Raw genomic sequence first — 21,572 nt, 5'->3', positions numbered from 1 at the left:
AAGAACACGGCACGGAGGCCACCACCGGGTGAACGCAGCCGTTTGACCAGGCATGAAGCAGGTGTTGCGGGCCGCTGGGCTGCTGGGCGCCCTTGCCGTCGTCGCCGTGGTGACCACGGGTGTGCCCGCCGCACCCGTGCTGGCCCACGCCGTCATCGCGCCGCAGACAGCGCCCCGGACGGCGCCGGTTCCCACCACGGTCACCGAGCCGCCACCTCCGGCGCCTCGGCTCGCGACCGAGGTCGAGCAGGCGGTGCGCGAGGTCGTCGACGGCGCCGAGCTCGGCCTGGTCGTCTTCGACCGCGGCACCGGGGCCGTGCTCACCGAGCTCAACCCCGACCAGCGGTTCCACTCCGCGTCGGTGGTGAAGCTGCTGATCGCGCTGGACGTGCTGGACGACGCGGGCGAGGACCTGGACCAGCGCACCCACGACCGGCTGCACGACATGATCGCGGCCAGCGACGACGGCATCGCCAGCGCGTTCTGGGTCGCCCAGGGCGGCCCCGAGCTGGTGACCAGGGTCGCCGAGCGGCTGGGGCTGCGGGACACCCAGCCACCGGCCGACCCAGGCCAGTGGGGCGACACGCTGCTCACCGCCCAGGACGTCGTCGCCGTCTACCGGCACGTGCTGGACGACGCCGACGCCCGCGACCGCGAGCTGCTGCTGACCGCGCTCGCCGGGGCCGACCGCATCGCGGCCGACGGCTTCGACCAGTACTTCGGCATCCCGGACGCGTTGTCCGGCGCGCACTGGGCGGTCAAGCAGGGCTGGATGCGCTCGCGCTCCGAGGTCGCACTGCACACGACCGGCCTCGTCGGCGCCGACCAGCGCTACGTGATCGCGCTGCTGACGTCGCTGCCCGCCGCGACGAGCTGGACGAGGGCCGCCGACGCCGTCACGGCCGGGGTCGGCGCGCTGACGGCCGCGTTGCCCAAGGCGCTGTGACCCGAGGGATCAGCCGTGGAAGTCCTCCCACCGCCGCACCGCATCGGAGAACTCCCGCCCGGCCTCCGCGGAGTCCGCCGCGAAGAAGGCGGTCTCCAGGGCATCGCGCACCCACGGCGCGGACAACCGCTCGTCCGGCACCGCGGCGGCGAGCTTGGTCGCGTCGGGATTCTCCTTCCACACCACCAAGAACGGCTCGATGTCGTCGTAGATCACCGCCAGCTCGTCGAGCAGCGGCACGTCGAGGCGCTCCCGCCAGAGCTCGGACAGGAACCCGTCGACGGCCGCGCGCTCGTCGGCCGGCCACTGCGACCAGTTCGCGTGGCGCAGCTTCCCACCGAGGCCGTCGAGGTCGCCGAGCTCCAGCAGCCTCGGCAGGAAGTGCCGGAAGTCGTCCTCGTCGCCCCAGGTGGTCATTGCCTTGGCGGCAAAGCGTTTCAGCTGCGCGGAGGTGAGCACGCGCAGCGGGGCGGCCCGCAGCGTCGCGTGGTCCTCCGGCCCGACGCAGTGCGGACATCCCTCGACCACGGCGCGCAGCGGGTACCTGCCGAACACCTGGTACAGGCGTTCGACCGCCTCAGCCCTGGGCGATGTAGGCCTGGAGCCGTTCGCCATGTTCCTCCAACTGCGAGATCCGGCTCTTCACCACGTCACCGATGCTCACGATGCCGACCAGCGCGCCGTCCCGCAGCACGGGCACGTGTCTGATCCGGCGTTCGGTCATCTGCACCGTGAGGGTGTCGACCGAGTCTTCCGGCGCACAGGTGTACACGGTGCTCGTCATGATCGCCGAGACCGGTCCGGACAGCACGTCCGCCCCGTGCTCGTGCAGGCGGCGCACGACGTCACGCTCCGAGACGATCCCGGCGAGCCCGCCGTTGCCGTCGACGACGACCAGCGCGCCGACGTTGTGTTCCGCCAGAGCGCCGAGCAGCGCGCTCACCGTGCTGTGCTCTTCGATGGTCGCCACGGCCGAACCCTTGCCGCGCAACACGTCCGCGATCCTCATGGGTGTCTCCGTCCCTACCGGCCCGGTGCACTGACCTCCTGCACGCTAGCGACGGTCCGTGCGCCGCGATAGACCGATCAGCCGGGTTCACCCGCTTCGACCGGTTGCGCCACCTGGGCGGCCCCAGCCGCGGCGAGCACGTGGGAGCCACGCGCCGTCAGCGGGTTCCGCCCCTGGTCGGCCGGTCCGCGATCTCGTCGTTGAGCCTGCGGAACTTCCGGTAGTCGCTGGAGCTGACGAACATCGGCGGCACCCGCAGCAGGAACCACGCGAGCACCAGGTCGGCCTGCCCGTAGGTGGTCCACTCCCCGCCGAAGCGGGTGAACAGCAGCATCCGCCAGCGGACCCGCTCCCGGAACAGGTCGACCTCGGCCTCGGTGAAGCCCCAGTACCGCAGGTTGTCCTCGACCCGGTCCTTGACCTCGTCGTAGTCGCGGTCGAGGAACGGTTCGAGCAGGTGCCCCCACACGTCCGGCCGGTGCACCAGCGTCACGCCCGCCGCCCACAGCTCCCGCGCCAGCACCTCGCTCTGCTCGGCGGCGAGGAAGACGGTCCTGGCGTCCCGCAGCCGCAGCTCCGGCGGGGTCGCGAACGGGTCGGCGTCGCGGATGTCGGACCAGGCGACGAAGTCACCGACGTAGCTCGCCTCGGCGCTACCGGTCCGCCACCGCAGCCGAATGCCGTCCGGCTCGAAGAGCACCGGACCGGAGACGGGAAGATAGGCGAACACGAAGGCCAGTATTACCACTCGCGGCGAGCGCTAAGCGTGATTTCGGTCCGGCTCGGCCATCCCGGCACCCATCCGGCTCATGGCCACGGTGCCAGCTCCACCGGGCACGGAGCCCGTCCGGCCAGCCACACGGCGCGCTCGCGCGGGGACCCGCTCAGCACCGCCCCTTCGGGCAGTCTGCCCGCGAGGAACTCCAGCAGGTGCGCGCAGAGCTCCTGCGGCCAGTCCCGCGGGCGGTACCCCAGGTCCAGATCCGAGGTGTGGATCTCCAGCTCCCGCCAGTACGCGAGCACGGTCCCCGCGAGGTCGCCGTCCCGGTAGCGCACCGGCCGCCGCCAGTCGGCGGAGCCGACGGTGCTCCACACCCGCTCCAGTTCCCGCGTCGCCCCGGCCAGCCCGCGCACCACCTCGCCGGCGGGCCTGGCCGCACCCGCCTCGATCGCGGCGGCACGTCCGGGCGCACCGCCGTCGTAGACCTCGATGCTCCGACCGGCCAGGGCGTACTCCGCTTGGCGGGTGAACGCGGCGGCCAGGTTGGCGATGTGCACGAGCACGTGCAGGCGCGACCACGAGGGCAACACCGACGGCTGCGCGAGATCCGCTCCGTCCACAAGGGAAAGCAGCCGCTTGTGTCCACTGTGGATATTCGCGATGAGGTCGTTCACGGCCACAGCAGCTCCTTCTCCCACTCGCCACCTTCGAGCCGGTAGCGCAACCTGACGTGGCGCCGACCGGGGTCTCCCTGCCAGAACTCGACCTCGTCGGCGTGCAGCGTGTACAGCGTCCAGCCCTCGGCGACGAGGTCCGGCTCGGCGTCGATCCGCTCGCGCGCCGCGTCGACCGCGAGATCGACCTCGCGCGGATCGGCCAGCACCTGGCTCTGCCTGCCGACCAGGGCGACCGCTCGCGCGCCAGGGCTTCTCGCCAGGAAGTCACGAGCGCTGCGCTCCGGTCCCGCCGCGCTCACCGCGCCGCGCACGCGCACCTGACGGCCCAGCGCGGACCAGTAGAAGGTGAGGGCGCCCCAAGGGTTCGCGGCGAGCTCCCGCCCCTTGCGCCCGTTGCCGCCGGAGGCGAACTGCCAGCCGTCACCGGTGATGTCCTTGAGGATCAGCACCCGTCCGGACGGCCGCCCCGATTCATCCACAGTGGACAAAGTCGCCGCGTGCGGCTCACCGCCGCCGGCCTCGATCGCATCGGCGAGCCAGTCGGCGAACAGCGCGACCGGCTCAGAGGGCGCGGTCACAGGGTCGAAGGACGGCAGCGGTCCGGCGAGGGACGGCAACCCGCTGAGCAGACGCACACCAGCTCCCTAATGAGACTTAAGCCAACAACCATTAGGCAAGCTACACGGTTGCAGCACCGAAAGCCATTAGGATTCGCCCGTGGCACTCGCACTGGACTTCGTCAGCACCATCCGGCACGACGGGCACGGCGGCGTCGCCGACGACCTGTCCACCCCGGATGACCTGCGCGCATGGGCGGCGACCCACCTCGGCCTCGACCTCCGGCCGGACGCGGACGCACTGGACCAGGTCGTGGAGCTCCGCCGCGCGGTCCGCTCACTGTTCGCGCGGGCGGTCCACCCCGGACCACCGAGCAAGGCCGACGTCAGCCGGCTGCTCACCCCCCAGGAGGCGGTGGCGCGGGTGAACGCGGCGGCACGCCCCCGGCTGGCTCAGCTCTCCTGGCCCACGGACAGTGACCCCGTCCTCATCGAGCACCCCGACCCGGCCGACCCGGTCACGGACATGATGGCGAAGCTCGCGCAGGCGGCGATCGAGTTCCTGACCGGGCCGGAACGCGAGCGCCTGCAAGCGTGTCCGGCACCGCGGTGCGTGCGGTACTTCGTCAAGCAGCACCCGCGCCAGGCGTGGTGCAAACCCTCGTGCGGCAACCGCGCCCGCGTCAGCAGGTACTACCAGTCCCACCGCTGACGGAGCGCGGTCTCAGGTACGCGACGTACTCGGCTCCCGCAGCGCGAGCACCAGACCGAACGAGGCGATCACGACGTTGCGGAACGCGGCCTCCATGCCGTTCCACGTCGAGGACTGCCACATCTGGAACCACTCGCCACCGATGGCGATGAAGCCGCCGCCGAACAGCAGCACCGCCATCACCCACCCCAGCACTGACAACCGCCGCGCAGTCTCCGCCCGCCCCGGCCGCAGCCACGCCACGAACGCGGAGACCAGCACCACGGCCGTCACCGCCTCCCACGCGATGATCAGAACGTAGGCGATGGTGGCCAGCGTGGGATCGGTGATCGCTCGCCACAGGACGTCGGGGTCCTTGAACGTGGTGTCCATCGCGAGCACGTGCACCACGAACTGCTCGTTGGTGCCGTAGTCGGTCACGTTGCCGAAGACGATCAACACGAAGTACAGCGCGGTGACGCCGGTCAGCGCCGCCAGCGCGACCCGCGCGGTCCCCAGCCTGGCGAGAACGGTCATGCCCTTGTCCCCCTTGGCTTCCGGAGAGCAGCAGCTGCTCAAGCCTTGCGGTTACGGTACGCGGCGGCGGCCGCACCGGTGCCCATCATCACCAGAACGACGGTCGCCACCGCCCACTTCCGGGTGGGGGTGATGGACGTGGGCTCGGCTTCCTCCTTCTTCAGGTTGGACACCGCGAGCGGCTTGGACTTCGGCTTGGGCGTCGGGGACGGTGGCGTTGTCGGTGCGGGCGTGGTCGGAGTGGGCTCCACAGGCGGGCTCGTCGTCACCGTCGGCGGAACCGGAGTGGTCGTGCGGCTCGGCGCGGGCGGCGGCGGAGTCGGCCGAGGCGTCGGTCGCGGAGGCGGGGGCGGAGGTGGCGGCGGACTCTGCGGCGCGACCAGGCAACCCGCACCGTCGGTGGTCACCAGCGCTGGCCCCCGCGCGACCTCTTGCGTGGCACCGGATCCGTCGAGCGCGATGCGGAACACCTTGCTCTGCCCGTGCCAGTTGTTGTTGAGCGCGTACATGTTCCGCGCGGAGTCGATGACCACGGCGCCGTAGGTCGATGTGCCCGGCAGTGCCGGGCTCGTGGGGAGCTGGGTGACCGCACCGGTGGAAGGGTTGATGCGAACCAGGATTCCGTTCAGCGGCCCGCTGGAGGACACACCGTAGAGCTGCCCGTCCGCGTCGTCGACCGCGAAGTCGTCCACTCCTTCGACCGGCCAGCTCGGCCGCATCCGCACCGAGGCGAGCACACCCAGGAACGTCGGGCTGGACGGGTTGATGTCCACCGTGTACAGCGTGGAGTCATCACGCAGGTAGAGCCGGTTCCCGGTGGCCGCGCCCGCGTACGCGTCGAGGAAACCGCTGTACGGCAAGCGAACCGGCCCGGTGGTGCGCACGGGACCGAGGTCGGCGACCTGGCCTTGGTCGTCGATGGTCACCACGTGCGCGACGTGGCGGAAGGGCCCGCTCCGGCCACGGGAGGCGATGCCGTAGGTCAGCCCCCGCGCCCGCGAGAAGCCGATCGCGTTGACGGCGAAGTCCAGCTGCCGCTGGGAAACCGGCTCCCAGGACGGGGACTGGACGCGCAGCAGGGTGGAGAGGCCGCCGTGGCCGGTGGTGCGCACCTGGTACGCGGTGCAGGGTGCCGCCGCCTCGGCGACGCCGGAGTCCGGCAGCGGGACTGCCGCGACCAGCACCAGTGCGGCGCCGCAGACAACAACGATTCGACCTCGCCACCGTAATGGAGCAACGGAATACGACATTCGAGCACCACTTCCGGTATCGCACCGTGTTTTCACCCGGCGCTGACGCCTTCTTCCCCATCGACTCAGCGACTGTACGACCCCAGTCCGCCGTGATGTAATTCTGCACCAGAAAGGGGCCGAATTGAGTATCTACACCATTGGGTTACTTTGGGTCCTGGGGGCGTCGGCAGTGGCGGCCACCGTCGCGGTCGTCCTGCAGAAGAAGTTCGGCTGGGACGACGAGCGCAACAACTCCTCGGCGGGCAGCGTCTTCGGCGTGGTCGGCGGCCTGCACGCGGTGCTGGTGGCGTTCGTGCTGATCTCGCTGTTCGACGCCGCTGCCGCCGCCAGGACCACCTCCTACGAGGAGGCCAACAGCCTCGTCGCGGTGCACTGGGCAGGCAGCACGCTGCCGGAGCCGACGAAGGACCAGGTCAGGGAGCTGACCAGGGCCTACGCCGCCGCCGTGATCAACGAGGAGTGGCCCCGGATGCGCGAGGGCGAGCCGGTCGTCGGCACCGGCTGGCAGACCCTGGACCAGCTGCGCACGGTCATCGCGGAGGCCAAGGCGGACGGCGACTGGCAGGAGAGCCGCCAGGCCGAGGCCGCCAACCAGCTGTGGCAGGTCTACCAGTCCCGGCAGGCACGACTGGACGCCGCGGGCAAGGGAGTTAACTCGGTCGTGTGGTTCGCGCTGATCGTCGGCGGCATTATGTCGGTCTTGTTCCCTTATCTTTTCGGCGGCCCGAACCTCATACCACACGTGATTATCGTAGTGACCCTGACCGCCACCATCACCCTGTTGCTGTTCGCGATCTCACAGATGGAGAATCCGTACAGCGGCGGAGCCCAGATCAATCCGGACGCATTCCGATCCGCCGCCGAACGACTTCTCTAGGAAATAGCCCCGGTTGCCAGCGCGGAAGTGATTCCCTCCCGCCTCGACGCACGCGGTGATCGCGGCCGCATAGTCGTCGATGCGGGTCGCGGCCACCCACAGGGTGAAGGGAACAGTGTCCTGCGCGGTCACCCTGGCCCCGTTACCGAGTTGGTACGCCGCCTCCGCCGTAGCGCAACCGAGCAACCCGGCGGCTTTGGCAATTCCCTGTCCCACTTGGCTTTCAGCCATCTGGCCCAGGACAGCGCCGAGCAGGTCGCGCGCGGTGATCCCGGGACCGGCGGCGAGGGCGACCGCGACGGCTCCGGCGATCCCTTCCGGGTGCGGGTGGGCGATCTCGGCGGACAGCTCCGCCTCGCGCGCGACGCGCGCCGGGTCACCGACGAAGTACGCGCCGAGCGGAGCGACCCGCATGGCCGCCCCGTTCCCGCAGGACCCCTGGCCGTCGAAGGCCGACGCGGCGGCCGCGGTAGGGCTCGCAGCGCTCCGCGAACGCGATCGCCGGTCGATCCTGTTGTACAGAGCCATGTTCTCGAAGCTCGGCGCCGAGCACGTCGCCGGCGGAGAGCCCGTCAAGAGCGTCGGTAGTGCCTCTCCCGCTGTCGGAGGTCGAGGTCATCGCGGCGGATCATGCCACGTCCCGCGGTGTTCCGGCAGCAACAACGAGTCGATGTGGGCCACGACGACCGCGCGCACGCGTTCCGGCGTCATCCGCTCCGAGTCGGTCGCGACCTGCACTGACAGCCCGTCGAAGAGCGCGTGCAACCGGTCCGTCTCCACATCGAGATCGATCTGCGCGGGGGCCATCCCGGCGTCGCGCAGTCCCCCGACCAGCTCAGCGAACAGCTCCGAGGTCTCACGCGCTGTCGTGGCGTTGAAAGCCCGCGCCTCGGCGTCGACCAGCACGCGGGACAGAAACGCCACCCACAGCTCCGTGGCGATCCGCGCATCCGAGTACAACGGCAGCAACCGCTCCAGCATCGCGAACGCCCGCGCCCTCGGGTCTTTCGGCACCCCCGCTTCGTCCCGCAGCCGCTCGTCGGCCCCGTCCACGGTCATCCGCATGGCGAAGGTGAGCAGTTCGTCCTGGGTGGCGAAGTAGTACTGGACCGAACTGGGCGACCAGCCGGCCTCCTTGGCGACCGCGCGCACCGACGCGGCGCCCAGTCCGTCCCGGCGGACCACCCGCCAGACCGCTGTGGCCAGCTCCCGCCTGCGCTGGTCGTGGTCGACGATCTTCGGCACACCCCCACTCTAGCCATCCCGGATTTTTTCCGTACAGTCGTACGAAATCAAGGAGGGGCAGTATGCATCCGTACATCCGAGCACTCCTGGGCACCACGGTCTTCGCGATCGCCCTCGGCGTGGCGGGCGGCAGCGGCGCGAACAAGCTGGTCGCCGCCCTGCTGTGCGGCGGCATCGCGGTCCCGCTGATCATCGTGCTGTGCGGGCGGGTAGACCGCCGCCCGCTGTCCGATCTGGACCTCCGCTGGTCGGCGCGCGCCTTCAGCCTCGGCTTCCTCGTCACCGCGAGCTCGGCGACGGTCACGATCGGCAGCGCGACCGCGCTCGGCTGGCTGCGCTGGGGGCCGCTGGACCTGCCGGCGCTCCTGGGTTTCCTCGGCGCCAACGCCGTGATCGCCTTCGCACTGGAGGCCCTGCCCGAGGAGCTGGCGTTCCGCGGCTACGTCTTCCAGAACCTGCGCGAGCGCCACAAGCAGCGCTGGGCGATGGCCTTCACCACCGCGATGTTCATGGCGGCACCCGGTCTGTCCACAGTGGTCACAGCAGGTGTTGCCGCCTTACTGGGCAAGGAATCGCCCCCGCCGTCGATCGCCCCGGTCGGCGAGGAGCCCATCTCGTACCTGCTCCTGCTCGGACTCTTCGGCTACACCCTGCTCGTCGCGAGGACCACGACCGGTTCGCTGTGGACCAACATCGCCCTGCACCTGACGTTCTTGTCCGCGAACAGGATCGTCCTCGGCCGCGCGACCGGCGCACCCGTCGAGATCGTCGCTCCCGAGGCACTGCTCGCCGTCCCGGCCTACTTGCTGATCACCGTCGCGACCTTCAAGGTCATCGCGCGCTACCGCTCGTCGACCACCTCAGTCGCCAGCCTGCGCAAGTAGTCCGCGAACCGCTTGCGGTCGGCCGGTTCCCAGTGCGCGACCAGGCTGTCGAACCGTTCCTGCTGCCATCGGTGCGAGGCGTCCAGCAGCTCGGTCCCCGCGTCCGTGAGCCGCACCGTCACCCGCCGCGCGTCGACCGGCGACGCTTCACGCACCACGTACCCGGCAGCCACCGCCTCGGTGATCATCCGGCTCGCCACCGACCGGTCCACCCCGAGCTGATGCGCGATGCCCGCGGTGTCCCCGGAGAGGCTGACCGCCTCCACCACCTGCACGTGCTGGACGTGCGCCCTCTCGTCGGTGCGCCCGGCCACCTCCGCCGCCCACCTTCGCGACCAGAACCGCACCAGCCGGAACAGCTCCGGCCCGCCCCGTTTCGTTGCCACGTGCACATCCTGCCACTTGTCCCGTGCAAAGCACACAGATAACGTGTGCGATATGCACACATATGTTCTCGTCAACGCGCGCTGGCACGGCGCTTGGTGCTGGGACCGCGTCGCCGCCGCACTCCGCCACGCCGGGCACACCGTGCACACCCCCGACCGCGCCACCGTCGAAGAGATCCGCGACCTCGTCGTGGCCCAGCCCGAACCCGTGGTCCTGGTCGGCCACAGCTCTTCCGGCATGCAGATCTCCGCCGTCGCCGAGCTGGCCCCGCAACACGTGCGCACGCTCGTCTACATCGCCGCGTTCTTGCTTCCCAACGACGTTGTCCCACCCGACGTCATGCGCGATGACACCGAGTCCGTCCTGCGCGATCACCTCGTGCTGACCAACGGCGAACTCACCGTGTCCGAACCCGAGAAGGTGCTCTTCGAGGACTGCCCTCCCGCCGTCGCCGCGTGGGCATCAGCTCAGCTCGTCCCCGAACCCGCCATCCCCCTCGGCGGCCCGGAAGTCCTTCTCACCGACCAGAACTTCGGCCGCATCCCCCGCGTGTACGTCGAATGCCTCAACGACCGCGCGCTCGGCATCACCACCCAGCGCCGCATGCACACCGCCCTGCCCTGCGCACAGGTCCACACCCTGCCGAGCGGCCATTCCCCGTTCCTGTCCATGCCCGACCGCCTCGCCGCCTGCCTGCTGGACGTCGAGCGCCCGATCCTGCGGGCAGACTGACGGGGTGCCTGCCTCGTCGGCAGACACCCCGTCAGAGTCCTGAGTCAGCTGCAGCCGGACGTCGAGCCGCAGCCCTCGCAGACGTAGCAGGACCCGGCGGGCCGCATCTTGGTGCCGCAGGTGAAGCACAGCGGCGCGTCGGCGGCCTTGCCCTGGCGCAGCTCCAGCATCTCCATGGAGCTGCCGACCTTGGTCGCGGGCTCCGGCTTGGCGGCCTGCTCCACGGCGGGCGCGGGCTGCGGGGTCGAGTCGACCGTGGTCTGCAGGCTGGTCAGGTCCACGTCCGGGCCGTAGCCCTGCTCCACCTGGGCGGTGCGCTCGTCGGCGGAGAAGATGCCCAGCTCCGCGCGCTTGTCCAGCGGCAGGTGGTCCAGGGCGAGGCGGCGGAACAGGTAGTCCAGCACGCTGGTGGCGATCCGCACGTCCGGGTCGTCGGTCATGCCGGCGGGCTCGAAGCGCTGGTTCATGAACTTCGAGACGTAGAACTCCAGCGGGATGCCGTACTGCAGGCCCACCGAGATCGACATCGAGAACGCGTCCATCACACCGGCCAGGGTCGAGCCCTGCTTGCCGAGCTTGACGAAGATCTCGCCGAGGCCGTCGTCGGGGAAGGAGCCCGCGGTCAGGTAGCCCTCGGCGCCGCCGACGGTGAAGGACACCGTCTGGCTCGGGCGCTTCTTCGGCAGGCGCTTGCGGACCGGGCGGTACTCCACGACCGTCTCGACCTGGTTGTCCGAGGCGCCGCGGGCGGACTTGCCCGCCGACAGCGGCTGGCCGACCTTGCAGTTGTCGCGGTAGATCGCCAGCGCCTTGAGGCCGAGCTTCCAGCCCTCGAAGTAGATCCGCTCGACCTCCTCGACCGTCGCCGACTCCGGCATGTTGACGGTCTTGGAGATCGCGCCGGAGATGAACGGCTGCACCGCGGCCATCATCCGCACGTGGCCGATCGGGGCGATCGAGCGGTCGCCCATCGCGCAGTCGAAGACCTCGTAGTGCTCCTGCCTCAGGCTCGGCGCGTCCACCACGTGGCCGTGCTCGGCGATGTACTCCACGATCGCCTCGACCTGCTCGGCCTGGTAGCCGAGGGCCGTCAGCGCGCGCGGCACGGTCTGGTTGACGATCTGCATGGAGCCGCCGCCGACCAGCTTCTTGAACTTGACCAGCGCCAGGTCGGGCTCGATGCCGGTGGTGTCGCAGTCCATCATCAGGCCGATGGTGCCGGTGGGCGCGAGCACGCTGGCCTGCGCGTTGCGCCAGCCGTTGCGGGCGCCGAGCTCCAGGCAGTCCTGCCAGGCGATGGTGGCCAGCTTGTGGACCGCCGCGTCGTTCTTGTGCAGCGTGCGCACCAGGTCGTTGGCCGCGGCGTGCTGCCGCATGACCCGGCGGTGCGGCTCGGCGTTGCGGGCGTAGCCCTCGTACGGGCCGACCACACCGGCCAGCTCGGCGGAGCGCTTGTAGGCGGTGCCGGTCATCAGCGAGGTGATCGTCGCCGCGAGCGATCGGCCGCCGTCGGAGTCGTAGGCGTGGCCGGTGGCCATCAGCAGCGCGCCGAGGTTGGCGTAGCCGATGCCCAGCTGGCGGAACTTGCGCGTGGTGTCGGCGATCGGCTCGGTCGGGAAGTCCGCGAAGCAGATCGAGATGTCCATCGCGGTGATGACCAGCTCGACGGCCTTGGCGAAGGTCTCCCCGTCGAAGGTGCCGTCGGAGCGCAGGAACTTCATCAGGTTCAGCGACGCGAGGTTGCAGCTGGAGTTGTCCAGGTGCATGTACTCGCTGCACGGGTTCGACGCGGTGATCCGGCCCGACTCGGGGCAGGTGTGCCACGCGTTGATCGTGTCGTCGTACTGGATGCCCGGGTCGGCGCACTCCCACGCGGCCTTGGCCAGCTTGCGGAACAGGCCCTTGGCGTCGGTGGTGGAGACGACCTCGCCGTCGGTGCGCGAGCGCAGCCCGAAGGAGCCGCCGTCCTCCACCGCGCGCATGAACTCGTCGGAGACGCGGATGGAGTTGTTGGCGTTCTGGTACTGGACGCTGGTGATGTCCTTGCCACCGAGGTCCATGTCGAAGCCGCCGTCCCGGAGGATGCGGATCTTCTCCTCCTCGCGGGCCTTGGTCTCGATGAACTCCTCCACGTCGGGGTGGTCCACGTCGAGGATGACCATCTTGGCCGCGCGGCGGGTGGCGCCACCGGACTTGATGGTGCCAGCGGAGGCGTCGGCGCCGCGCATGAACGACACCGGGCCGGAGGCGCTGCCGCCGGAGGAGAGCAGCTCGTGGGAGGAGCGGATGCGGGAGAGGTTGACGCCGGCGCCGGAGCCGCCCTTGAAGATCAGACCCTCTTCCTTGTACCAGTTGAGGATCGACTCCATGGTGTCGTCGACGGCCAGGATGAAGCAGGCGGAGACCTGCTGCGGGGAGGGCGTGCCGACGTTGAACCAGACCGGGGAGTTGAAGCTGAAGACCTGGTGGAGCAGCATCCAGGTGAGCTCGTGCTCGAAGACCTCGGCGTCGGCGGCGCTGGCGAAGTAGCCGTGCTCGACACCCGCCTTGACGTAGGTCAGCACCACGCGGTCGATCAGCTGGCGCAGGCTGTGCTCGCGCTTGTCCGAGCCCACGGCGCCGCGGAAGTACTTGCTGGTCACGATGTTGACCGCGTTGACAGACCAGGTGTCGGGGAACTCGACACCCCGCTGCTCGAAGTTCACCGTGCCGTCGCGCCAGTTGGTCATCACCACGTCGCGGCGTTCCCAGCTGACCGAGTCGTAGGGGTGCACGCCCTCGGTGGTGTAGACGCGCTGCACGCGCAGCCCGCCACCGGTGCCCCCTGACGCCGCTGTTGCCTCGCCAGCGCCGACGGTCTCCGTCATGACCTTCCCTCTCTCCTGCTGCTCCACCTGTGCCCGCGCGACCTCGTCCGGGCTCCCCGTCCGGTCCGGTCCCGCGTGCTGCTTGCCGGACGCCTTCCTCGGCGTCGTGACGACACCGGCCCCGGTGTCGTCCTTCTGCTTGCCGCCGCGCCGCTTCCTTGCGGCGGGGGCAGCGGTAGCGGTGCCTCGGCGCCGCCGCGGGCCGTCGTTGTCTGACACCGCGCTCATCCGCTGGTCGCCTCCGCTTCGTCGGAGCCTGCCTGGCGCAGGTCCGCGATCTCCTTCTCGAAGTCCTCCACCGAGCTGAAGGACCGGTACACGCTGGCGAAGCGCAGGTAGGCGACCTCGTCCAGCTCACGGAGGGGGCCGAGGATCGCCAGCCCCACCTCATGACTCGGCACCTCGGCCGCACCGGTGGAGCGGATCGCCTCCTCCACCCGCTGGGCCAGCTGCTGGAACGCGTCCTCGTCGACCGGCCGCCCCTGGCAGGCCCTGCGCACGCCGCGCACGACCTTGTCCCTGCTGAACGGCTCGGTGACGCCGGAGCGCTTGACCACGGCGAGGATGGCCTCCTCGACCGTGGTGAACCTGCGGCTGCACTCCGTGCAGGACCTCCTGCGCCGGATGACCTGCCCCTCGTCGACCTCGCGAGAGTCGACGACCCGGGAGTCGGAGTGCCGGCAGAACGGGCAACGCACCCCGCTCACCCCTTCCCACATGCCGCTGGATCGGTGGCTCCCCGGGGACGGCGCGGGTTGGGGTCGTGCCGAACGGAGCGTGCGGGAATCGGCACGCTGTGAAACCCGTGTGAACCCAACCTGTGGACAACCAAAGCCGGAGCAACCACTAGATGTTGGGGTAGAACCTATGCATCGCGGGACGGAGATGCAACTCGCCTGGCCAGGGCGCGGGCGTGGAAGTCCCCCGAAATGAGTGTTCCTTACGCCCGGCAGGAGGAGGCTAGGGCGTGGCGGCGTGTGCCGACGACCAGGCCCTGTTCACCCGGGTCGCCCCGATGGCGCGGGTTCCCGTTTCGCACTCATGGCGCGGAAGACGAGCGCCGCCAAACCCCGCCAAGAGTACGTAACGGGGTTACCGGGACCGCGGTCAGCTCACGGCTGGGGCGGCTTCCTGCCGTCCGGCACGCGCAGCGGCTGACCGGCGTGCACGACGTGGTCCGGCAGCTCGTTGAGCTCGACGATGCGGTTCACCACCGCACCGGAGGGCGAGTCGGGCGCGACCCTGCGGGCGAGCTGCCACAGCGACTCGCCGGGATCGACCTCCACGATCGAGACCGCCTCGGGCAGCGCCGGGCCGTCGTCCACCCCGCGCAGCTGCGCGAGCAGGCCGAGCGCGACCACGGCGAGCGCGGTGAGCACCAGCGCGCCGAGCACGTCGAGCGCCCGCGCGGTCGCGCTCCGGCGGCGGACGCGGCAGGCTACGGCGGAGTGGGCCGGGGTCGGCACGATCACCGTGCCGCGCCCGGGATGCCTGCGGAGCGGACGCTTGTGGAGCTCGACGACCACCCGGCGAGCGCCCTGCTCGCGCCCGGTGCGGGCTTCCGTCTCGGTGCGCGCCAGCGTCGTCATGACGCCTCCTCGTCCTACCGTTCGGCTGAGGTCGTACAGTAAGATCGAACAGACGTTCGATCGAACTGCTGTGCGAATGTCTACCACCCCGGATCGGCGAAATCGAGCCGAACTCGCCGGGTGACCCGAAGGCGTGGCGTTCGAACACCTGTTTGATCTCCGGCGCGGCTACGACTAGCGTTCACGTGGTGACGCCACGGCGAGTGCACACCAGCGATCAGGGAGGGCGAGGACGGTGACACGCGAGGGATCCGGCACCCGCGCCGGCTCGGACGGCGCGACCGGCGAACTTGTCGGGACGGCCGGACAGCAGCAGGCCGAGGTCCGCGTGTTCCCCGACCGCGGTGACCAGCTCGCGGACGGTGAGCCCGCCGACGACACCGCGCTCACCCCGCGCCAGCGCCGGGTGCTGGAGGTGATCCGGGACTGGGTGGAGCGCTTCGGCTACCCGCCGAGCGTCCGCGAGATCGGCGAGGCCGTCGGCCTGACCTCCACCTCCTCCGTCGCCCACCAGCTGCGCGCCCTGGAGCGCAAGGGCCACCTGCGCCGCGACCCGAACCGCCCGAGGGCCTACGGCGTCCGCTCCCCCGAGCCGGACGACCGGGCCGAGCAGGCCGCCGACCGGCCGAGCCCCGCGTACGTGCCCGTGGTCGGCCGGATCGCCGCCGGTGGCCCGATCCTGGCCGAGCAGGCCGTCGAGGACGTCTTCCCGCTGCCCAAGGAGCTGGTCGGCGAGGGCTCGCTGTTCCTGCTGAAGGTCGTCGGCGACTCGATGGTCGACGCCGCGATCACCAACGGCGACTGGGTGGTCGTGCGCCAGCAGCCCACGGCGGAGAACGGCGACGTGGTCGCGGCCATGATCGACGGCGAGGCCACGGTGAAGACCTTCAAGCGCCGCGACGACCACGTCTGGCTGCTGCCGCACAACCCCGCCTACGAACCGATCCTCGGCGACGAGGCGGCGATCCTGGGCCGGGTGGTGGCTGTACTGCGCCGCCTGTAGCGCGGCCCCCGCACGCACCCGCCCCGGGGACTCCCTCCCAGCTCCGGGGCGGGTACAACCCTGTTCGGTGGTTTGCCGTCGCGTCAACCCATCGGGAGGGTGGCGGATCGTCACCGAGGGCGGCGGGCACCCCGGCGCCGGCCCCGTTCGGCCCTCGCGCGAGCCCTGCGAACGGCGGTAGTCCCTTCAACCCGGACGCACGTACATTCGGGGACGATGATCACCCAACCAGAGCAACGTATGACGTCCACTCCGGGGTCGAAGCTCGCCGACCTGCCCCAGGTGAGCCGGCTCGCGCCCGAGCTGCGCCGCGACATCGCGGTGGTCAGCGCGGTGTTGCCGTTCAAGGTGAACAACTACGTCCTGGACGAGCTGATCGACTGGTCGGCGGCACCGGACGACCCGATCTTCCGGCTCACCTTCCCGCACCGGGACATGCTGCCGGACTCGATGTACCAGCACGTCGCCGCGATGTTGGACGCCGGGGCGAACCGGGCGGAGCTGCGGGCGGCCGTCGCGCCGCTGCGCAAGGACCTCAACCCGCACCCCGGGGACCAGATGGAGAAGAACGTCCCCGGCGATGAGGAGGGCCAGCTCTCCGGGGTCCAGCACAAGTACCGGGAGACCGCGCTGGTCTTCCCCGCCAACGGCCAGACCTGCCACTCCTACTGCGGGTACTGCTTCCGCTGGGCGCAGTTCGTCGGGATCTCCGAGCTCAAGCAGCAGGTCGACCGGCCGGAGCGGGTGTTCGGCTACTTACGCGGCCACCACGAGATCTCCGACGTGCTGCTCACCGGCGGCGACCCGATGATCATGAAGACCGAGCTGCTGGCGCGCTACGTGGAACCGTTGCTGGAGCCGGGCTTCGAGCACGTGCGCAATGTCCGCTTCGGCACCAAAGCACTGTCCTACTGGCCGTACCGCTTCACCACCGACCCCGACGCCGACGACCTGCTGCGACTGTTCGAACGGCTTGTCGCGCAGGGGAAGCACGTCGCCGTCATGGCGCATTTCTCGCATCCGCAGGAGCTGCGGACCGACGCGGTGAAGCAGGCCGTCCGCCGCATCAAGGACACCGGGGCCGTGATCCGCGCGCAGGCGCCGATCGTCAAGCACGTCAACGACAACGCGGACGCGTGGGCGCGGATGTGGCGGGAGCTGGTGCGGCTCGGCGTCGTGCCGTACTACATGTTCGTCGAGCGCGACACCGGCGCGCGGGACTACTTCGCCCTTCCACTGCACCAGGTCGTGGACATCTACCGGGAGGCGATCAGCCAGGTCTCCGGCCTGGAACGGACCGCGCGCGGGCCGGTCATGTCGGCATCACCGGGCAAGGTGGTGCTCGACGGGGTCACCGAGGTCGGCGGTGAGAAGGTGTTCGTCTGCCGCTTCCTCCAGGCCCGCGACCCGAACAGGGTGAACCGGCCGTTCTTCGCCGCCTACGACGAACAGGCGCTGTGGTTCGACGACCTCAAGCCCGCGTTCGGCAGGCCGGACTTCTTGGAGTAGGCCCTACGGCGGGCAGGCACCGGACACCAGCGCGGTGTCCGGTGTCTGCCCAAGAGTTCCGCCGCACGCCGTTGCCACCACCGCAACAACCCCTCGATTCACCCACGACGTGGCGTTTTGCCCGGTTAACATCGCCGTGGTGCTTGCGGGGGCGGCAGGGGGAATCGATGGTGGGCGACCGGCACTTCTCAAGTGCGGACAACTACGCCGGGATGTCACTGGATCAGCTCCGAGACCTCCTGGGCAGTGTTCCGGACGGCGCTGGGGCGCATCTCGCGAGGGATTTCCAGGAGCGGGGCAAGGTCGCCGTCCAGTTGGCCGACCGCATGAACCAGCTCGCGGCCAGGCTCGCGGGCCGTTGGCAGGCGCCGTCGGTGGACAAGGCGAAGAAGGCGGGAGACGGCCTCCGCGGCTACGGCGACACCCAGCAGCAGGCGGCACAGCGAGTCAGCACTGTGCTGGAACCCGCGGCGACCAAGGCGAACAGCGTTTCGGAGATGGTCAAGTCGCTCACCGTCGCCGGCCGGGAGTTCCCCAAGAACACCACCACTTTCGGCCCGCAGGACCTGGTCCTGGTCAGCACCGACCACGCCCGTTACGAGCAGCAGAAGGAAGCGAAACGCCAGGAAGCCATCGAGCTGGGCACCCAGCTCGACAAGCAGGCGGCGGAGATGGACAGCGCGACGCCACCGTTTCCCACAGTCCCCACTGCGTTCTTCGACCCGGGTGGCGAGCCCGGGGGCCCTCCATCCCCGCCACCGCCCGATCCCGGTGGTGGGGGCGGAGGCGGCGGATGGAGCGGTGGGAGGGGTGGATCAAAGCCGCGGGACCTCGACCTGTCGACCGTCCCGGCGCCGCCTCCACACCCCACACCGGTGCCGCACACCCTTCCCGACCCCGATCCACATCCGAGGGGTGACCTCGAACTGGTGGGTTCGGACGACATCGGCACCGGACGCCCGCTCCAGCCACCCAACACCTCCCCGGACGGGGATGGTCGTCCCGGAGGGTTCAGCGGCGTCGGAGCCGGCGGTGCCGGGTTCGGTGGCATGGCCCTCGGACCGGGCAACTCCGCCTACGACTCGTCCTCCAGAAGCACGCCGTCACCCGGTGCCGGTGGCCGACAAGGGGGTTCGGGCCCGGTACCTGGCGGAACGGGGGCCGGGATTCCCCGCACCACCACGGCCGCCCCGCGCGGCGCGGGAGGCGGCTTCCTCCAACCCGCGCTCGGGGGCACGGGCCAGCGCGCGGAGGACGAGGAGCACCAGCGGAAGTACCCGGTCACCGACGACCTGGTCGGCGACCTCCCCCTGGTGGCTCCGCCGGTGATCGGCGAGTACTCCGACGACGACCGGTGAGAGGGGAACCGATGGCCACCTGGGACGACAAGCCCACTCCGGAGGACTCGCCCTACCGGGAGGTGCGGGACTCCCTGGACCGCATGAACGCCCAGCTGGGGCTGGGAATCACCTACGACAAGGTCACCGCCGACTGGGTCACCAAAGAACTCGACGACATGATCAACATCGCCGAAGAAGAAGTCACGAAGGCACGCATATTCTACGACGACACACATCAAATTAACCTAGGGAAATCGAAGGCGGGACAAGCGATCCGCGCGAAGATCATCGCGCGAGCGTCAGACCAGCAAGGCGGTGCCCTACGCTTCTGGATCGACTACCACAGGGCCCTTGTCGTCTACCGCGACAAAGTGGCCGCCATGGCGCGGGAATGGGAACGCGCCGACCGGAACAGCGCCGACAACCTCCCAGGAAGCCCCGGATGACCCACCGCCTTCACCTCACCGCCGCACTCATCGCGGTCACCCTCACCACCGCCTGCACCTCCGGCGTCACCGGAGAACCATCGCCCGTCGCGCAGACACCTCCGCCCGCGACCGCATCCACCGGCCCCATCACCGCCGCCGACGTCTGCAAGCTCATGACACCCGCGGATTTCCCTTACCAAGGTAACCAAACCAAGCCAGCCGAACTCGACGAAGAGCCCTTTCCCAACTGCGGATACCAAATCAAGCCGTCACCAGAAATCGGCTCAAGGCTCACCGCCGGACTCACCTTCCTACCCAACCGAAAGCTCGAATCCTTCGACTTCGAAAACCGCCGAGAAGTCACGGTAGCCGGAAAGCGAGCAGCCCTAGGTCAGGGAACCCTCGCAGGAAGGTCCGGCGAGTGCGAACTGTTCTTCGAGTCACCGCCTGGAAAGTGGAGGATCACCGTGGTGGACAGTTCGGCCCCGGGGCGGGACGGGTGCGCCACCGCGAAGCACATCGGTGAGCGCGTCGCCCCGCGAGTGCCATGAGGGTTCCAGCTGTCGTTTACGAGGTCTGCTGGGAGCGGCTCGGGCTCGGTGTGATGCCCTACCCGCTCGTGGTTCTGCAGCACGGCGTGGACGACCAGGAGCGCGCCCACGCGAAGGCTTGGGCGAGCGACTGGCTGGCGCAGCACGGACTCGGTGACGCCGTGCGGGTCGGTGAGGCACTGAGTTCGGCCCTGCACGCCATCGCGCACGCGGGCAGTGAGCTCGCCGTTCTCTACGCCGACCACTCCGGGCAGACCCGGATCGGGAGCTTCGCGCACGGGCACGCGTGCCTGCGGGTGGTGTGGCATGGCGACACGATCGACCTGACCTGGATGGACCGCGACGAGCACGTGCGCGGTGTGGTCGCGGCGCTTCCGTCGTGCCGGCCCGGCAAGGGGCAGTCAGGGCAGGTGCCCGCGGCAGCGCTGGAGCGGGCGGGAGCCGCGTGGGCGGACAGTGGGGCGATCAGCGCAGCCGAGGACCGGCTCGTGGCCTCGGGGGCTGAGCGGGCTCAAGCGCGGAGGTTCCTGACCACGTACTCCAGCACCACCGCACTGGGACAGGCGACGGCGTTGCGGCCGCACCCCCAGAAGGACGTCAGGGCCATCGCGCGATCACCGGTGACCTTCGTGGACACCCCGGACGGCCGGTACTCGATCACCGAGCGCTCGAACTGGCTGACGCTCTCACCCATCGATCAGCACCTGATGCTCACCCGACTCACCGAGCTGCTGTCAGGACCGTTCAGCTAGCTCTTCGCCTTGCGGCGGCTGAAGAAGAACACCACGCCGGCGGCGAGGAGACCGGCCACGGCCAGCGCGCCCAGTGAGGACGTCCCGTTCTCGGTGGGCGGCTGCGCCTGGCCGCTCCCCTCCGTGCTGGTCGGCGGCGGGGTGTCAGTGCGCTCACCGCCTCCCTGGGAGCGCGCCAGGTCCACCGCGCCCGCGATCGCGCGGATCGGGGAGTTCTTGCCCTCCGAGCCGGACAGCAGGGAGCCGTCGGTGTCGAAGGCGATGGCCTCGCCCTGCTCCTCGTTGGGCAGCGGCACGCGCACTGGCTGGCGGGCGAGCGCGGCGGCGATGTCGCCGTCCGGGGCCGAGAACAGGTACGCCTCGGTGTAGGTGCGCAACGCGACCACGGTGCCGTCCGCGTTCACAGCGCCGCCGGTGACGAGCACCGAGCCGATGCCGGCCCCGACCGGCCCGCCGGGCGTGCTGGTCGAGCGCAGCGACACCGAGCCGACCTTCTCCAACGGGGTCGGGCCGGGCGCGGAGAGCTTGCCGGACGGCCGGTAGACCTTGGCGTCGCCGAAGGGCTCCTTGGACACCAGGTAGGGCACGCCGGACCGGTCCAGCAGCAGCGCCTCGACGTCGTGCGGGCCGTCCGGGTAGGTCAACCGGTAGAGGGTGGACCTGCCGTTGGGGGTGAGCGCGTGCAGCGCGACGGTCTCCCGCTGCTTGCGGTTGTCCCCGGTGTCGGCGAGCCACAACGTGCCGTCCTTGCCGAGCGCGAGGTCCTCCACGTCGAAGGGGTCCGTGGCGTTGGTGATGGTGCGCTGGACCGCGCAGCTCTTGTTCAGCACGTAGATCGTCAGCCTGGTGCCGCCGTCGTTCATGGCGTACCAGTTCTTGGCGTCGGCGGCGAGGCCGGACAGCTCGGTGATCCGCTTGTCAGCGATGCGGCAGCGCTCCACCGGCTCGGGCGGAGCCGCCGCGGCGGGCACCACCGAGAGCGTCAGCAGCGCAGCCGTCACACCGAACAGAGCACGC

The 21,572-nt window shown here is 70.1% G+C and carries 25 protein-coding genes; 11 read left to right on the top strand and 14 right to left on the bottom strand.

Translation table 11 applies throughout. The features are described 5' to 3' along the window. Positions 1-52 precede the first annotated feature (52 nt). Entirely contained in the window at positions 53-946 is an 894-nt protein-coding gene (locus tag ACFFQA_RS01245) for a serine hydrolase (RefSeq protein WP_377849630.1), read from the top strand. 9 nt (positions 947-955) lie between these two features. Here ACFFQA_RS01245 and ACFFQA_RS01240 read toward each other — a convergent pair whose 3' ends face one another. From ACFFQA_RS01240 to ACFFQA_RS01220, 5 genes are all read right to left on the bottom strand, one after another. Next, positions 956-1,561, bottom strand: a complete 606-nt coding sequence (locus tag ACFFQA_RS01240; protein ID WP_377849629.1) for a hypothetical protein — start codon at positions 1,559-1,561, stop codon at positions 956-958. Continuing rightward, on the bottom strand, positions 1,524-1,955 hold the full coding sequence (locus tag ACFFQA_RS01235) for a CBS domain-containing protein (protein ID WP_377849628.1): 432 nt from the start codon (positions 1,953-1,955) through the stop codon (positions 1,524-1,526). Before ACFFQA_RS01235 ends, ACFFQA_RS01240 begins: the two co-directional genes overlap by 38 nt. A gap of 157 nt (positions 1,956-2,112) precedes the next feature. Continuing rightward, positions 2,113-2,685, bottom strand: a complete 573-nt coding sequence (locus ACFFQA_RS01230; protein ID WP_377849627.1) for a hypothetical protein — start codon at positions 2,683-2,685, stop codon at positions 2,113-2,115. Between the two features lie 77 nt (positions 2,686-2,762). Then, the gene (locus ACFFQA_RS01225; protein ID WP_377849626.1) at positions 2,763-3,356 is read right to left on the bottom strand and encodes a maleylpyruvate isomerase family mycothiol-dependent enzyme; all 594 of its coding nucleotides are present in this window, start codon (positions 3,354-3,356) and stop codon (positions 2,763-2,765) included. Beyond that, positions 3,347-3,988 (bottom strand): pyridoxine/pyridoxamine 5'-phosphate oxidase, encoded by a 642-nt coding sequence (locus tag ACFFQA_RS01220; RefSeq protein WP_377849625.1) that lies wholly within the window; start codon positions 3,986-3,988, stop codon positions 3,347-3,349. Before ACFFQA_RS01220 ends, ACFFQA_RS01225 begins: the two co-directional genes overlap by 10 nt. Before the next feature lie 82 nt (positions 3,989-4,070). On the opposite strand from ACFFQA_RS01220, the gene ACFFQA_RS01215 reads away from it, so the two are divergent. Further along, positions 4,071-4,622, top strand: coding sequence for a CGNR zinc finger domain-containing protein (locus ACFFQA_RS01215; protein ID WP_377849624.1), 552 nt, complete (start codon positions 4,071-4,073; stop codon positions 4,620-4,622). 12 nt (positions 4,623-4,634) lie between these two features. Here ACFFQA_RS01215 and ACFFQA_RS01210 read toward each other — a convergent pair whose 3' ends face one another. After that, on the bottom strand, positions 4,635-5,138 hold the full coding sequence (locus ACFFQA_RS01210) for a DUF2165 domain-containing protein (protein WP_377849623.1): 504 nt from the start codon (positions 5,136-5,138) through the stop codon (positions 4,635-4,637). Between the two features lie 38 nt (positions 5,139-5,176). Continuing rightward, on the bottom strand, positions 5,177-6,322 hold the full coding sequence (locus tag ACFFQA_RS01205) for a DUF6923 family protein (RefSeq protein WP_377849622.1): 1,146 nt from the start codon (positions 6,320-6,322) through the stop codon (positions 5,177-5,179). Between the two features lie 238 nt (positions 6,323-6,560). Between ACFFQA_RS01205 and ACFFQA_RS01200 the strand changes: the two genes are divergently transcribed. Next, the gene (locus ACFFQA_RS01200) at positions 6,561-7,268 is read left to right on the top strand and encodes a bestrophin-like domain (RefSeq protein WP_377849621.1); all 708 of its coding nucleotides are present in this window, start codon (positions 6,561-6,563) and stop codon (positions 7,266-7,268) included. Here ACFFQA_RS01200 and ACFFQA_RS01195 read toward each other — a convergent pair. Together ACFFQA_RS01195 and ACFFQA_RS01190 are read right to left on the bottom strand one after the other, a co-directional pair. Further along, positions 7,188-7,796, bottom strand: coding sequence for an ADP-ribosylglycohydrolase family protein (locus ACFFQA_RS01195; protein ID WP_377849620.1), 609 nt, complete (start codon positions 7,794-7,796; stop codon positions 7,188-7,190). The two genes, ACFFQA_RS01200 and ACFFQA_RS01195, sit on opposite strands and share 81 nt — an antisense overlap. Positions 7,797-7,883: 87 nt before the next feature. Continuing rightward, complete coding sequence (locus ACFFQA_RS01190) at positions 7,884-8,513, bottom strand: TetR/AcrR family transcriptional regulator (protein ID WP_377849619.1); 630 nt, start codon at positions 8,511-8,513, stop codon at positions 7,884-7,886. Positions 8,514-8,575: 62 nt separating this feature from the next. Between ACFFQA_RS01190 and ACFFQA_RS01185 the strand changes: the two genes are divergently transcribed. After that, positions 8,576-9,397: a CPBP family glutamic-type intramembrane protease gene (locus ACFFQA_RS01185; protein WP_377849618.1), complete on the top strand. Its 822-nt coding sequence runs from the start codon at positions 8,576-8,578 to the stop codon at positions 9,395-9,397. Here ACFFQA_RS01185 and ACFFQA_RS01180 read toward each other — a convergent pair. Next, positions 9,355-9,783 carry a MarR family winged helix-turn-helix transcriptional regulator gene (locus ACFFQA_RS01180; RefSeq protein WP_377849617.1) on the bottom strand — a complete coding sequence of 143 codons (429 nt, stop codon included), beginning with the start codon at positions 9,781-9,783 and terminating at the stop codon, positions 9,355-9,357. The genes ACFFQA_RS01185 and ACFFQA_RS01180 overlap by 43 nt on opposite strands. A gap of 52 nt (positions 9,784-9,835) precedes the next feature. On the opposite strand from ACFFQA_RS01180, the gene ACFFQA_RS01175 reads away from it, so the two are divergent. Then, positions 9,836-10,516 carry an alpha/beta fold hydrolase gene (locus ACFFQA_RS01175; protein ID WP_377849616.1) on the top strand — a complete coding sequence of 227 codons (681 nt, stop codon included), beginning with the start codon at positions 9,836-9,838 and terminating at the stop codon, positions 10,514-10,516. Between the two features lie 44 nt (positions 10,517-10,560). On the opposite strand, the gene ACFFQA_RS01170 is transcribed toward ACFFQA_RS01175, so the two are convergent. From ACFFQA_RS01170 to ACFFQA_RS01160, 3 genes are all read right to left on the bottom strand, one after another. Further along, on the bottom strand, positions 10,561-13,383 hold the full coding sequence (locus ACFFQA_RS01170; protein ID WP_377850198.1) for a vitamin B12-dependent ribonucleotide reductase: 2,823 nt from the start codon (positions 13,381-13,383) through the stop codon (positions 10,561-10,563). A gap of 224 nt (positions 13,384-13,607) precedes the next feature. After that, complete coding sequence (gene nrdR / locus ACFFQA_RS01165; RefSeq protein ID WP_377850197.1) at positions 13,608-14,081, bottom strand: transcriptional regulator NrdR; 474 nt, start codon at positions 14,079-14,081, stop codon at positions 13,608-13,610. A gap of 414 nt (positions 14,082-14,495) precedes the next feature. Continuing rightward, a complete protein-coding gene (locus tag ACFFQA_RS01160) occupies positions 14,496-14,972 on the bottom strand; it encodes a LysM peptidoglycan-binding domain-containing protein (RefSeq protein ID WP_377849615.1) in 477 nt (158 codons plus the stop codon). Between the two features lie 328 nt (positions 14,973-15,300). Here ACFFQA_RS01160 and lexA point away from each other — a divergent pair, with 328 nt between their 5' ends. The 6 genes from lexA to ACFFQA_RS01130 all read left to right on the top strand — a co-directional run bounded on the left by lexA (position 15,301) and on the right by ACFFQA_RS01130 (position 20,555). Continuing rightward, on the top strand, positions 15,301-15,975 hold the full coding sequence (gene lexA, locus ACFFQA_RS01155; RefSeq protein ID WP_377850196.1) for a transcriptional repressor LexA: 675 nt from the start codon (positions 15,301-15,303) through the stop codon (positions 15,973-15,975). Between the two features lie 216 nt (positions 15,976-16,191). Continuing rightward, positions 16,192-17,484, top strand: coding sequence for a KamA family radical SAM protein (locus tag ACFFQA_RS01150; protein ID WP_377849614.1), 1,293 nt, complete (start codon positions 16,192-16,194; stop codon positions 17,482-17,484). A 167-nt stretch (positions 17,485-17,651) separates the two neighbouring features. Next, a complete protein-coding gene (locus ACFFQA_RS01145) occupies positions 17,652-18,842 on the top strand; it encodes a hypothetical protein (protein WP_377849613.1) in 1,191 nt (396 codons plus the stop codon). 11 nt (positions 18,843-18,853) lie between these two features. Next, a complete protein-coding gene (locus tag ACFFQA_RS01140; protein ID WP_377849612.1) occupies positions 18,854-19,270 on the top strand; it encodes a hypothetical protein in 417 nt (138 codons plus the stop codon). Then, positions 19,267-19,803: a DUF3558 family protein gene (locus tag ACFFQA_RS01135; protein WP_377849611.1), complete on the top strand. Its 537-nt coding sequence runs from the start codon at positions 19,267-19,269 to the stop codon at positions 19,801-19,803. The genes ACFFQA_RS01140 and ACFFQA_RS01135 overlap by 4 nt, the downstream gene beginning before the upstream one ends. After that, the gene (locus ACFFQA_RS01130) at positions 19,800-20,555 is read left to right on the top strand and encodes an ESX secretion-associated protein EspG (protein ID WP_377849610.1); all 756 of its coding nucleotides are present in this window, start codon (positions 19,800-19,802) and stop codon (positions 20,553-20,555) included. Before ACFFQA_RS01135 ends, ACFFQA_RS01130 begins: the two co-directional genes overlap by 4 nt. Here the strand turns inward: ACFFQA_RS01130 and ACFFQA_RS01125 are convergent. Continuing rightward, complete coding sequence (locus ACFFQA_RS01125; RefSeq protein ID WP_377850195.1) at positions 20,552-21,565, bottom strand: hypothetical protein; 1,014 nt, start codon at positions 21,563-21,565, stop codon at positions 20,552-20,554. The two genes, ACFFQA_RS01130 and ACFFQA_RS01125, sit on opposite strands and share 4 nt — an antisense overlap. Between the last annotated feature and the right edge of the window lie 7 nt (positions 21,566-21,572).

The organism is Allokutzneria oryzae, assembly GCF_042429765.1.
Lineage (GTDB): Bacteria > Actinomycetota > Actinomycetes > Mycobacteriales > Pseudonocardiaceae > Allokutzneria > Allokutzneria oryzae.
Note: the sequence above shows the minus strand (reverse complement) of the source record. Positions and strands in the feature narration are given on the sequence as shown.